Genomic DNA, 11,223 nt, shown 5'->3' with positions numbered 1-11,223 from the left:
CCTCTCAGGAGATAAGGTTAGTCAGAAATCAGGACTTCTTGTCGTCAGCCGCTTTGTCGGTCGGATTGGCGATCAGCTTCTTGAGCTCGTCGCTCATCGGGAAGTTCAGGTTCAGGTTCTTCGGCGGGATTGGCTGCATGAACCATTTGTCGTAGATCTTGTTGATCTCGCCCGACTTGTAGGTGGCCACGATCGCGTCGTCGACAGCCTTCTTGAACGGCTCGTCGCCCTTGCGGACCATGCAGCCGTAGATTTCGTAGGACTGTGGAGTACCGGTGACGGCCCAGTCATCCGCCTTCTTGGCTTTGGCTGCTTCACCGGCCAGTAGGGCGTCGTCCATCATGAACGCGACGGCACGGCCCGATTCCAGCATCTGGAAGGATTCGCCGTGGTCTTTGGCGGAGATGACGTTCATGCCCATCTGCTTATCGGCGTTCATCGACTTGAGGATGCGCTCGGACGTGGTGCCGGCGGTGGTCACGACGTTCTTGCCTTTCAGATCGGCGAAGTCTTTGTAGGGCGAATCTTTCTTGCTCAGCAGCTTGGTGCCGATTTCGAAGATGCCGACGGAGAAGTCAACTTGCTGCTGACGCTCGACGTTGTTGGTGGTGGAGCCGCACTCGACGTCCACGGTGCCGTTCTGCACCAGCGGGATACGGGTTTGCGAGGTCACCAGGTTGTATTTGACCTGGAGGTTTGGCAAGTCGAGGTCTTTCTTGATGGCTTCGACGATTTTCAGCTGGATATCGTGGGAGTAGCCAACCGGTTTGCCGGAAGCGTCCGCGATATAGGAAAACGGAATGGAAGCGTCACGATGCCCGAGGGTGATAACGCCGGACTCTTTGATCTTCTTCAGGGTGCCGGTGAGTTCGGCGGCGAAAACTGGAGTGCTGATCAGAGCGGCAGCAATGGCTGCGCCCAGGATATGGGGAACGATGCGCATCAAATTTTCCTCGACATTGTTTTTTTTATGGAGCCAGTTCATCGGCCCTTTTGTGCTTCGAATGTGTGGCGGCACCTGAAGGGTGGATACGACAGTACATTCGTCCAAGAGTGTAGAGCATGACTCGTGCCAGGCCAGGTTGAATAGGTCAACTTATTGATTTTTAATGATATTAAATATTTATGGCGTGGTTTTTGGCGTTGGAGAATCCGGTTAACCGAATTGACCGACAGGTCGCGTTCGGAAAACCGAATGGTGTTTGGGGCCGCTAACGCCACACCGGCAACAAGCCCAGTGAAAACAGGACATGTGAAACTGCACTGATCGCGCCGAAAAACAGCACCAGGGCAATCATTGGCTGGCCTCCCCACACGCGATACCGCGGGCTGCCAAAGCGTTTGCGTGATGCGCTGGCCAGCAATGCCGGGGTAATCACGGCCCAGAGGGTCGCCGCCAGACCGGCAAAACCGATGGCATGGATAAACCCTTCGGGCCACAACAACCCGCAGAGCATGGGCGGTAGGAAGGTGGTGACTGCGGTTTTCAGGCGACCTCGCGGGCTGTCGTCAAAACCCAGCACATCGGCCAGATAATCGAACAGCCCCAGGGTCACGCCGAGAAAGGAGCAGGCGACGGCGAAGTTGGAAAAAAGGGTGAGGAACACGTCGATTTTCGCGCTATTGAGCATCGCCCCCAATGCGCTGATCAGTACGTCGATATTGCCGCCACGCTGAGCGATGTCCTTGAACCCGTCCCGGGGAATGTTCCCCATGCTGCAAACCATCCAGACGACGTGAGACCCAGTGCGATGAGGGTGCCGCTGACCAGGCAGGCACGGATGCGCTGCGGGTCTTTGCCGAAGTGTTTCATCAGGCTGGGAACATTGCCGTGAAAGCCGAAGGACGTCAGGCAGAAGGGCAGGGTCATCAGCAGGTAAGGGAGGTAGTGGCTATTCGTGGCATTTCGATTGAGCAGCGTCGCCGGTTGCACATGATCGAGCAGCCCGCCGAAGGTCAGGAAAAACGCGATGATCTTTGCGCCGAAAATCACCGTGGTCACCCGGCTCACCGCTGCCGTGCTCAGCCACACAATGACCGCGACCGTCAGGGTGAAATACAAGCCACCGGCACGTGCCGACAGATTCAATCCCAATGACTGGGCGCTGTGATGAATGACCGAACCGCTGGCCGAGATGTAGGCGTAGGTCAGCGTGTACAGGACAAAGACGATGCTCAAGCCGTTCAACACATTCCAGTGACGACCCAACAGGTCTTTGGTGATCGTTGAAAAACTGGCGCCCGGACGATAGTTGAGGTTGGCCTCAAGAATCATCAGGCCGGAATGCAAGGTGCAGAACCAGGCAAACAACAGGACCGCGACGGAGCCATAAAACCACAGGCCGGACATGACGACCGGCAGCGAAAACATGCCGGCGCCGACTATGGTGCCACCGATCATCATGGCGCCGCCGAGCACCGAGGGCGATCGTTCGAGTGTGACGGGGGGAGCGGAAGAGGACGTAGAAGTGCTGCGCATGGCAAGGCCTGCATCTGAATTATTAGAGGGCTGTTCTTTCAGCGGACGCAGAGGTCGGCGTACGAAAGGATCAGCGCCATTCATCGTTGCTGATGAATGGCGCCGACAGCGGGTTAGTGCATGGCCAGCAAGCTTGATAACTGACGGGCTCTGTGCAGCAGCAGGCTGTCCTGCCCTGGTAACGCGTCGAACGAGAGTCCGACCGGCAGCGAATGTTTTTCTGCTACGGGAACGGTGACACTGGGGGCGGCCAGGTTGCTCGCCGGGTCGGTGTTGCGCACGAATGTTTCGAAGTTGCTTTCTGCCTCGCAATCCGTGAGCAGCGGTGCCGTGCAGCTGACGGTGGGGTACGCAATCACATCCAGGTGATGGGCATTGAACAGACGGCTGTATTCACGACCCAGCTGCAGTTTGCTCATCAATGCCTGTACATAGTCCGTGTAGGAAATCGCCGGGCTCTCGAGTTGCGCCGTCAGTATTTTCTTGATGCCCGGGTCCTGGATCTGCGCCAGGATGCTCAGGAAATGGTCGCCCCAGCCTTCTTTCATCAAGAAGCGCGGGAAGTCGATAAAGAACTCATAAATCGGCAGTGGGAACTGAATGCTCTCATTGATTTCCCCGATCAACAGGTCATCGACCGGAACCAGCTCCACGCCCCGATCTGCCAGTACCTCGATCGCCGCGAAGCAGTCGCGTCGGACTTTTTCGTCGAGGTCGGCCCAGAGGAATTTTTCCGGTATGCCCACCCGTAGCGGTCTGTTGTCGTCCGGGGCCGCGGGGCGGGCCCCGGTCAGATGATGGTGAATGAACTGGCAGTCTTGCAGTGTGCGGGTCAGTAGCCCCGGCGTGTCCTTGGTCTGGGAGACGGGCACGATGCCGTCGACCGGGTAACAACCCGTGGTGGGGCGAAACCCGACGATCCCGCAGAACGCTGCCGGTATGCGCACCGAGCCGCCGGTGTCGGTGCCCACGGCGCAGGGCACAAGACCGGCGGCGACGGCTGCCGCACAACCACCGCTGCTACCACCTGCGCTGTAGCGTTCGTCGGCCGGGTTGACCACGACTCCGTGGGTTCGGTTGGCCGACGTCACCCCGAACGACAGTTCATGCATGTTGTTTTTACCAACGACCCTTGCCCCCAGCGCCTTGAAGCGCTCGACAATCCCGGCATCGGACAACGGGTAATAAGCGGCCATCCCCGGCGTTCCTGCGGTGGTCGGCATGCCGCTGACATTGATGTTGTCCTTGAAGGAAACGGGAATGCCATACAGGCCCGCCTCTCGGTCGGCCCCGGGGGCGCCCTCGAACGCCGCCGGGTCGAACGTGATGAAGCTGTTCAGGTGTTGATGATCAAACTGTTTGTCGCGCAGGGATTGGTGCCAGGTGTCCAGGCAGTGGCGACCACTGCGAAATCCGCTGACGAGTTCTTCAATTGAAAGCTGGCTGTACATAAAACGGGTCTCGGCTATAGGGAGGGAGGCTTGCGTTGAAGGCATCAGCAATAACGGTATTGAGCGTGCAGTCCGTCCAGCGGATTGTCGGCAATCAAGTCGCCACCCAGACTGCTGATCACCGCACAGGCACTATTGAGCGCTGTTTGAATGGCGCCTTCCGCCCAGCCACCGGTGAAAGAGCAGCCGCACCCGGCGAGGTACAACCCCGTGTCCTGTTGTGGGTCAAGGGCCGTTTTGAATTGGTAGAACAAGCGCTCCGAGTAAATATCGTCACCCGGAAAGTTGAGTTTGAAGGCACCCAGCGAATGCTTGTCGGTGAGCCAGTCATACTCCAGGACGTATCGCTGGTAGTTACCATTGAGCGGTAGAAGGTGGCTGGCAAACGTGGGTGCGCTCATGGCCAGTTCATCGACAAGACGCAAGCAGCGTTGAACTTTGTCGGTCATTGAAACCATCTTGTGGGAGTCGTCTTCCCAGGTATAACTGATCAGTACCACGCCCCAGGACTCAGGGTCCTGCGGCGCGTAATCCAGGCAATAAACGCCCTTCACCAAGGTGTCTGTCTGGATGTTCTGTGGCAGACCGTGTTTCAACCAGAACTTGTCTTTGGTCAGGATGAACAGCTTGGACGAACCGACCATGTGGGTTTCGTTGATCGCCCGCGCCACATCACGATTCACGAATGCCTGGTTCTGCGTGAGCTTCATGTTCACTTGCAGCGCCCGGGTGGTGGTCGTGGTAATCACCCGGTCGCAGGCATAGGTTTCGCCATTGCTGCCGGCCAGCAGGATTTCACCGTTATTGCCCTTGTTGATGGACTCGATGCGGGTGCGGCAGATTCGGGCGCGCAGTGGCATGCCGTTGAATGATGTATTGGCAATCAACTCCGACAACGACGAGATGCCCATGGGCACCAATCGTTGATTGACTTCGAGGCCATTGACCACGAGCCGCAGAATCTCGGTAAAGGAGGCGCGGTATACCGATTGGAAACCGCCCGAGCCAATCCCCAGCGACCCGAATAGATGGAAGTCTTCGGGTTTACGCCACGGTTGTCCGCCGGGCGGGTTGCTGTCGGTGAAAATCCGCACCATGGCCGAATAGAACGAGCTGTCGCCGAAGCAATCCAGATAGCGCTGCCATTCCGGCTGCACTTCCGCGTAATTGTGTTGCTTTAGTAACTCGGTCAGTAACAACGGTGGCGCCAGGCAGGTGCCGTCATCGAAGGTCACGCCCTCTTTCAAAAAGGCATTCCAGCCCCGATGGACCGTGCTGAAAATGGCCGGTGGCGGCTGCATGGCCGCCCAGTGATGAGTCTCACCGCGGTAGTGGATTTCGGTGTCCACGACACCGGGATCAGGAAACGCTTCAGTGGTTTCGATGCCGAAACGGTTCAGGTAGTGAAACAACCCGACCTCGCTGGGAGGAAAGCGCATCGCGCCCATTTCGGCGATGAATTGCGGGTGCTCATCGTCAAAGCGCTGGGTCAGCAAGCGGCCGCCCAAGTGTTCTTCGGCGGCCTCGAACAGCGTGACCCGCTGGGCACCGGCACGGAGTAGTTCGTAGGCGGCGACCAGCCCGGTCAGCCCGGCGCCGACAATGCCAATGTGTTTGTTGGCCACTTCGGGTGGCAAGTAACCGATCGCATCGATGGCATTGCGCAAAAACTGGCCGTAGTCGTACAGCAGGTCGACATACGGAAAAGAACAAGAAAATGTGGCTTCGTCGAAGCCGGTACTCATAACGTTCACGTGTGATTCTCGATAAATCAGATGATTAACTGCAGGCTTTCAATCGCTCGGGAGGGATTGAGCAGAAGTACTTTTTTGCCTTTGATTTTCCAGGTGCCTTCGACGTTAATCAGTTGATGCTCGACGGTGACCGGGTAATGCCATTCGCTGTCCCCTCGGGCTTCGCAATAGAGCATGTTGGTGCTGGCCGATGCGCTCAGTTCGTCGTCTTCCATGCGGATCAATGAAGACTGGGCGATATGCAAACTGCGACTCTTTGGCTGTTGCGAATAGTTGCGCGCGTTGGCCAATCGGTTGATGCGCAACGTGGTCAGGAACCGGTCTTCAAACAGCAGCGAGGACTCATGAAGGGGGCTGGTCTGTTCTCGTCTCAACGGTATCCAGTAGGTGTATTCGGGGGTCAGCAGTTGTTGCCAGGCACTGAAATCCTGTTGGTCCAACAGCTGGATTTCGCTGGCGATCAACTGTTCGATGGCGTGTTTATTGTTCTGATGGAGTTGCATGGTTTTCCCGCATCAAGTGCTGCCAGCTGTTGTAAAAGTTGCGCATCGCCATTTCGCTGGTGCCCGAAACCACTTGGGTCCGCTCATAGGATTCGTTCGATTCAAAGAGTCGCGCCACGTTGACCCACTCATTGGAATCGCTGCGCAACCCCTCCGTCGCCCGCTCGTACATTTCCACATCGTCGTGGGCAACCATCGAGCAGGGGGAATTGATCAGGTTGTTGTACTGGACGGTTCTTTCCAGCAGCTGGATGGGGGCACCCAACAATTCGAAGATCCACGACTCGACGACCGTCTCCTGGGCGTTGATCGGCTTGATCACCCGCAACGTCTGGATCGGTCCCTTGACCATCAGGTTCGGGAAATAAACGGTGTTGTGTCGGGTGTCTTCGAGAATTTCGGTGGCCTGGCGTTCGCCATAGCTCTGGACCATCAGGTCCCAATAACCCGGGATATCGGCATAGGCTTTATGGATTGAGTTGCTGACGCCGGTATGCCCATGGCCGTTGGGCCAGACGCGAATGCCCATGTTGGCGAAAAACTCGTAGGACGCCATGAACGGTGAAAACAGCTCGACCGCCATGGGTGAAGGGCTGGTCTGGTCGCTGGTTTCCTTCCACAAGCGAATCGCTTCGCCCGCCGAGGATTCATGGGCAATCATCGGGTGACAGGTGTCGGTCTGGTTATCGACAACCATTTTCCAGTTGCAGCGATGGCGGTGCAGGAGCGGCTGGCCAACGATGCGCAGCTGACCCAGGGGCGAGCGCAGCACCATGTTGTCCAGCGTCGATAATGACTCGCCGAAAAAACCGTTGAAGTCGATGCCTTCTGCCTGGAGGCGGACAAACACAAAACCGCGATAATTCTCCACCGCCGCGACGGCTTGCATGCCTTTGTGGGCAGAGCACGCGCTGAGGTCGCACTCGTCGTATTCCTTTTTCACCGGAATACTCAGCAGTTCGCCATCGGTCTTGAATGTCCACGCATGGTAAGGGCAGCGGATAAACCGGCCGACGTTGCCGCGAGGCTCGGCCAGTACTTTCACGCCTTTGTGCGGGCAGCGGTTATGCAGAACAACAATCTCACCATTTTTTTGCCGGACCATCGCCAAGGGTTGTTGGGCAATGTCGGTGGTGAAAAAGTCGCCGGGCTGCGGGATCAGGCTGTCGTGCCCCACAAAACACCAACTGGCGGCGAAGACGCTGTGTTGTTCTTGGTCGAAGAGCTGTTGATCAAGGAAGAGCGATTTGTGCACTTCTCTGCCGTTGAAGTAATTGTCCAAACGGTTTTCCTCGTTAGATCGCCAGCTTCAGGCGTTGGCTTTTAGCCCGCGAGACGCAGGGATAAATCCTTGCGCTACAGGCCGCTTCTTTTTCGCTCATGATGAAATCGCGATGGTCGACTTCGCCCTCAAGGACCTCCAGCGCGCAGACGCCGCACTCGCCGCGTCGGCAGTCGTAGAGCGGGTCCAGGCCGGCAGCCTCCAGCGCCTCCAGCAAGGTTTGATCCTGATTGACGTTGACGCTGATACCCGACTCGACGGCGTCAATCACGAAGGCCGACGCCTCGTCTTCCCGGACCACATTGAAGATTTCAAAATGAATGCGTTCGCGCGCCAGGCCATTGGCCTCGGCATGGCAAAACACGTCGTTGAGCATCGACTGAGGACCGCAGACGTAGAGCCGGTCCTGTGGTGCCAGATCCGCCAGCACTTGGCTGACAGACCGGCGGCCGTCGGGCTGACTGGAGAGGTGCAAGTGCAAGCGATCCTGCAGCAGTGCCTGCATTGGCAAGGCATAGGCCGCGTCGTCGTCGCTTCTGGCGAAATAGTGCAGGTGGGCGCTTCGATTCAATGACGTCAGGTGGTGAAGGATCCCGGTCAGCGGCGTAATGCCGATGCCGCCGGCAATCGCAATGTCCCTGCCGACGCCTTCAATGATCGGGTAGGTGAATGTATTGAACGGGCCATCGAGCTGCACCGTGTCGCTGACGGCCAGCGAACGAATGTAGCGACTGCTGACCGAGTCGGTAGTGAGTCGGATGGCAAAGACGACGCGGCCTTGCGGCGTAGTGCGGTCCGCTAGCTGTACCGCCGAGTAGTGCCGCCATTCATTCAGATCGGGGATGAACCATTTGAAATGCGCGCCCGCTTCCAGTGCTGCACACCCCGGTGTTTGCGGGCTGACGGTGATTGCTTTGATAGAGGCCGAGAGCATTCGGCAATCAGTGATTGTGTAGTTCATACGAAAATCAGCTTTCCTGGCTTAGCGGCGTTTCATGCAGGTAGATCCATTGGGCGTTGTGGTGATGCAGGCCAATGATCGCCACCGAAATTCGTGAGCTTTCGCGCTGGTCGAGGCGATGGGTTTCCGTGTAGCGGATCGCCACGCTGTGGCCTTCCTGCCAGACCGTCTGCAGGTCGCTGATGACGATTTCCAGGCCCGGCTTGGCGCCGACTGCACCCTTGAACATCTGTTCGACCATCGCCCGGCTGACGATGGCGGCCGAGGTGGTGACCATGGTGAAGTGCTCGGCGAACGCCGACATGAGCGGCTCGAGCGCGGCCTGCCCCTGACCGTTTGCGTCGGTGAACAGGGTGTGGATCAGCTCGTGCACGTGATGAATGCTGAGGTGCGCCTGTTCAACTATTTTGTTGTGCATGACAGTCCTTTTGAGTGTTCAACTGACTCAGTTGAAAGAGTGGGAACAGGCCCACCAGCGCCGCGATGGCGAAGGTCACGTGGTAGGCCTGGGTGGTATCGAAATGCTTCAAGAGCAGGTTGAAAACCATCAGGAAGAGCGCGGCGCCGATGCTGAATGACATCTGTCGGTTGATGTTCCAGATGACACTGGCCTTGTGGGTATCACTGCCCTCAAAGTCCATCAATGACGTGGTTTGTGCTGTGTTGGCTCCGATGCCGCCGCCGATTCCCATCAGGCAGTAGGCGATGACAATCACCAGAAGGTCTGAGGGATCGTTCACCAGTAACAGGGTGGCGATGCCGGCGCTGTGCAAGAGCATGCCGAGGGCAAACAGCCGCTTCGCGCCCATCCGGTTATAGACCCGGCCACAGATCAGCATCGCGATGAACGCGCCGATGGCGTACAGAATCATGAACATCCCTGTCAGTCGGGCGCTGAAGTGCAGGGTGTTTTGCAGGAAGAAGATGCTCATCAAGTTGACCCCCGTGAACACACCGGGAATCGCGTAATAGATAAAGATGGAGGTGCTGAGTTTTTTGCTTTTGAGCAGGCTCAGCTCAATGATCGGGTTTTTGCACGTGCGGTAGTGCCGCCCGTACAGCACGACAAACGTGACGCCGGCCATGACGAAGAGGGCGGCCACCCACGCCGGAGCGTCGCCGCCATACAACGACATACCCATCAGCAGGCTGCCGAGTGCCGCGCTGACCAGCAGCAAGCCCTTGATGTCGGGCCGGGACAAATTCGTTGGCCGCGCTTCGTTGATCCAGAACCAGGACAGCAATGCCGCGATCAGCGAGAACGGGATGTTGCTGTAGAACACCCAGCGCCAGGAGCTGCTGTCGACGATGATGCCGCCGATGGTCGGTGAAATGGCGGGCGCTATCAGGGCAACGGCCATGACCAACGTGGATATTTTCGCCCGCTGCTCACCCTTGAACAGGTTGAACGTCAGCGCCTGGCCGACTGGAATCAACAGGCCGCCGCCAATCCCCTGGACGAAGCGCCAGATCACCAGCTCGTTGAAACTGTTGGCCAGCCCACACATCCACACGGAAGCTGTGAACACTATCATCGAGGCGGTGAGGATTTCCCGGCTACCAAAACGACCGGCCAGCCAGGTGCTGACCGGGATGATCAGTGTCAGCCCCAGAATATAAGCGTTAGCCACCCAGGCAACGTCTGAAGTACTCACGTGCAACGCCGCCGATATACTCGGTAATGCGACCGCCGACATAAAGATGTTAATGCAGTCTATAAAAAAGCCGATCAGAAATATCAGCGCAACTTTGTAGCGATAGGTCATGTTGTTTCCCCTTTGCCGCAAAGCATAGGGGCGGTGGACTTGAACTGTCGATACGACTATCCTTGAAACAATGTTTGACGGGATTTAACAGTGAGCCATCTTGCTATGCACACTCATCTTAATCGGGTCCAGACATTTCTGGCCGTGGTCGATTTTGGTTCTTACACCAAGGCCGCCAATTACCTGAGCATCAGCAAAGCCATGGCCAGTCTGCATGTCAAGGCGCTGGAGGACGTGCTGTCAGCGACGTTGTTGATTCGAAATACCCGAAATATCTCCCTCACCGAAATAGGTCAGGATTTTTATGAGGAGTTCAAAGGTATTGTTGCGAACATCGATAATGCTTTTGATAATGTATTAAAAGGTCATAATCGCGTTTCCGGAAAGTTGCGCTTCAGTTCCACCAGCGAATACGGTGAGGCGTATATTCTGCCGTTGATACCGCAATTTGTAGAACGCTATCCGGAGATAAAACTCTGTTATAACTTTAACTCGTCACTCAATGATCTGGTGGCGGAAAAGTTAGACCTGGTTATCCGTTTAGGCAACTTGGCAGACTCGGCTTTCAAGAGTCGTAAACTGGCGGATTATGAAATTGTCCTGGTGGCTACCGAGACGTTTCTTGCACGTCACCCGGTGCAGAATCCTCAGGACCTGAGTTCGGTGCCGTGGATCGCCAACAGCAACCTGCAAGCACCGACCCAGTGGACGTTGCGCCATCCGCAATTGGGGACTGTAGAGATCAACGGGATCAATCAGTTTGAATCCAATTCCTCCACGGCCATCCGCTCCATGACGTTGTCGTCGCTAGGCGTCTCGGTGCTGCCCGCCTGGGTGGTCAAGGACGACATCGCCAGCAAGCGACTGATCCGCCTGTTGCCCGACTATTCGCTGCCCTCGCAGTCCGTCAACGTGGTGTTCCCCAACAGCCCGCATTTGCCTCACAAATCGAGGGCGTTCATTGATTTCCTGTTGCTGCATCTGGCGCAATGAGCACCTAAAAAAAAGCCCCTGACTCGTGAGATTC

9 protein-coding genes and 1 pseudogene are annotated in these 11,223 nt (G+C 56.9%); 1 reads left to right on the top strand and 9 read right to left on the bottom strand.

The window, feature by feature from the left end:
• Positions 1–28 precede the first annotated feature (28 nt).
• The 9 genes and pseudogenes from ACYZT5_RS18520 to ACYZT5_RS18480 form a co-directional block, all read right to left on the bottom strand.
• Complete coding sequence (locus ACYZT5_RS18520; RefSeq protein WP_462046832.1) at positions 29–943, bottom strand: glutamate/aspartate ABC transporter substrate-binding protein; 915 nt, start codon at positions 941–943, stop codon at positions 29–31.
• A 268-nt stretch (positions 944–1,211) separates the two neighbouring features.
• Positions 1,212–2,479: pseudogene (gene mtr / locus ACYZT5_RS18515) on the bottom strand (tryptophan permease).
• Positions 2,480–2,592: 113 nt separating this feature from the next.
• Positions 2,593–3,930, bottom strand: coding sequence for an amidase family protein (locus ACYZT5_RS18510; RefSeq protein WP_462046831.1), 1,338 nt, complete (start codon positions 3,928–3,930; stop codon positions 2,593–2,595).
• Positions 3,931–3,974: 44 nt separating this feature from the next.
• Entirely contained in the window at positions 3,975–5,684 is a 1,710-nt protein-coding gene (locus ACYZT5_RS18505; RefSeq protein ID WP_462046830.1) for an NAD(P)/FAD-dependent oxidoreductase, read from the bottom strand.
• 17 nt (positions 5,685–5,701) lie between these two features.
• On the bottom strand, positions 5,702–6,187 hold the full coding sequence (locus tag ACYZT5_RS18500) for an aromatic-ring-hydroxylating dioxygenase subunit beta (protein ID WP_462046829.1): 486 nt from the start codon (positions 6,185–6,187) through the stop codon (positions 5,702–5,704).
• Complete coding sequence (locus ACYZT5_RS18495; RefSeq protein ID WP_462046828.1) at positions 6,165–7,469, bottom strand: Rieske 2Fe-2S domain-containing protein; 1,305 nt, start codon at positions 7,467–7,469, stop codon at positions 6,165–6,167. The genes ACYZT5_RS18500 and ACYZT5_RS18495 overlap by 23 nt, the downstream gene beginning before the upstream one ends.
• 13 nt (positions 7,470–7,482) lie before the next feature.
• A complete protein-coding gene (locus ACYZT5_RS18490; RefSeq protein WP_462046827.1) occupies positions 7,483–8,430 on the bottom strand; it encodes a flavin reductase family protein in 948 nt (315 codons plus the stop codon).
• A 7-nt stretch (positions 8,431–8,437) separates the two neighbouring features.
• Entirely contained in the window at positions 8,438–8,848 is a 411-nt protein-coding gene (locus ACYZT5_RS18485; protein WP_462046826.1) for a DUF4440 domain-containing protein, read from the bottom strand.
• Positions 8,829–10,196: an MFS transporter gene (locus tag ACYZT5_RS18480; protein WP_462046825.1), complete on the bottom strand. Its 1,368-nt coding sequence runs from the start codon at positions 10,194–10,196 to the stop codon at positions 8,829–8,831. The genes ACYZT5_RS18485 and ACYZT5_RS18480 overlap by 20 nt, the downstream gene beginning before the upstream one ends.
• Positions 10,197–10,301: 105 nt before the next feature.
• On the opposite strand from ACYZT5_RS18480, the gene ACYZT5_RS18475 reads away from it, so the two are divergent.
• The gene (locus ACYZT5_RS18475) at positions 10,302–11,189 is read left to right on the top strand and encodes a LysR family transcriptional regulator (protein WP_462052273.1); all 888 of its coding nucleotides are present in this window, start codon (positions 10,302–10,304) and stop codon (positions 11,187–11,189) included.
• The last annotated feature ends 34 nt before the right edge of the window (positions 11,190–11,223 follow it).

It is taken from the genome of Pseudomonas sp. LB3P14, assembly GCF_054898045.1.
This window is presented reverse-complemented; position numbering and strand designations above follow the sequence as displayed.

Excerpts from the sequence above, each read along its gene's own strand:
- ACYZT5_RS18485 (WP_462046826.1), bottom strand. The coding sequence starts at position 8,848 with ATGCACAACAAAATAGTTGAACAGGCGCACCTCAGCATTCATCACGTG.
- ACYZT5_RS18475 (WP_462052273.1), top strand. The coding sequence starts at position 10,302 with ATGCACACTCATCTTAATCGGGTCCAGACATTTCTGGCCGTGGTCGAT.
- ACYZT5_RS18480 (WP_462046825.1), bottom strand. The coding sequence starts at position 10,196 with ATGACCTATCGCTACAAAGTTGCGCTGATATTTCTGATCGGCTTTTTT.
- ACYZT5_RS18510 (WP_462046831.1), bottom strand. The coding sequence starts at position 3,930 with ATGTACAGCCAGCTTTCAATTGAAGAACTCGTCAGCGGATTTCGCAGT.
- ACYZT5_RS18490 (WP_462046827.1), bottom strand. The coding sequence starts at position 8,430 with ATGAACTACACAATCACTGATTGCCGAATGCTCTCGGCCTCTATCAAA.
- ACYZT5_RS18520 (WP_462046832.1), bottom strand. The coding sequence starts at position 943 with ATGCGCATCGTTCCCCATATCCTGGGCGCAGCCATTGCTGCCGCTCTG.
- ACYZT5_RS18500 (WP_462046829.1), bottom strand. The coding sequence starts at position 6,187 with ATGCAACTCCATCAGAACAATAAACACGCCATCGAACAGTTGATCGCC.